1 protein-coding gene is annotated in these 601 nt (G+C 67.4%); it reads left to right on the top strand.

Annotated features, from left to right (window positions below; all coding sequences use genetic code 11):
• On the top strand, positions 1-601 hold a 601-nt coding region (locus tag MKK82_RS12305), incomplete at both ends, for an FtsK/SpoIIIE domain-containing protein (RefSeq protein ID WP_279602963.1).

The raw sequence follows: 601 nt of genomic DNA, 5'->3' as shown, positions 1-601 counted from the left end.
GGAGAGCAAGCACAAGCTGGCCCTGTGCCTGGGCAAGAACATCGGCGGCGAGCCGATCATCGCCGACCTCGCGCGCATGCCGCACCTGCTGGTGGCCGGCACCACCGGCTCGGGCAAGTCGGTGGCGATCAACACCATGATTCTGTCGCTGCTCTACCGGCTGAAGCCCGAGGAGTGCCGCCTGATCATGGTCGATCCGAAGATGCTGGAGCTGTCGGTCTACGACGGCATCCCGCACCTGCTCTCCCCCGTGGTCACCGACCCCAAGAAGGCGGTCATCGCCCTCAAATGGGCCGTGCGCGAGATGGAGGAGCGCTACAAGAAGATGTCCAAGATCGCCGTGCGCAACATCGACGGCTACAACGCCCGGGTCGCCGAGGCGGCGGATCGGGGCGAGGTGCTGACCCGGACCGTGCAGACCGGCTTCGACCGCCACACGGGCGAGGCGGTGTACGAGGACGAGGCGATGGACCTGGCGCCGCTGCCGTACATCGTGATCGTGGTCGACGAGATGGCCGACCTGATGATGGTGGCGGGCAAGGACATCGAGGGGGCGATCCAGCGCCTGGCGCAGATGGCGCGGGCGGCGGGCATCCACCTG

This window comes from Methylobacterium sp. E-046 (genome assembly GCF_022829625.1).
Classification (GTDB): Bacteria; Pseudomonadota; Alphaproteobacteria; order Rhizobiales; family Beijerinckiaceae; genus Methylobacterium; species Methylobacterium longum.
The sequence above is the reverse complement of the archived record's forward strand: the minus strand, read 5'-3'. Positions and strand labels throughout refer to the sequence as shown.